The sequence below is a fragment of the Burkholderia sp. MR1-5-21 genome, assembly GCF_053427715.1.
In genome coordinates this window covers 1-240 of the sequence record NZ_JBSAXD010000176.1, presented here as the reverse complement: position 1 = coordinate 240, position 240 = coordinate 1, and the positions used below count along the sequence as shown (strand labels likewise).

Annotated in this window: 1 pseudogene; it reads left to right on the top strand. The window is 71.2% G+C overall.

From position 1 onward, the window contains the following. Nucleotides 1-240 (top strand): annotated as a pseudogene (locus tag ACV229_RS40960) (formate dehydrogenase); the annotation flags it as partial.

The window sequence follows — 240 nt, the reverse complement described above, 5'->3', positions numbered from 1 at the left end:
GGCCGCGTCGGCTATGCGAACCTGTCGGCGGCCGACGTGCCTGCGCTGTTCGACGCCGGCTGGCTCGATGGTGGCACGCACCCGAGCAGCGTCGGCCTCGTCGACGCGCTGCCGTATCTCGCACGCCAGCAGCGGCTCACGTTCGCCCGCATCGGCCTGACCGATCCGCTGTCGATCGACGACTACCTGCGGCACGACGGTCTCGCCGGCCTGAAGAACGCGCTCGCACTCGACGGCGAC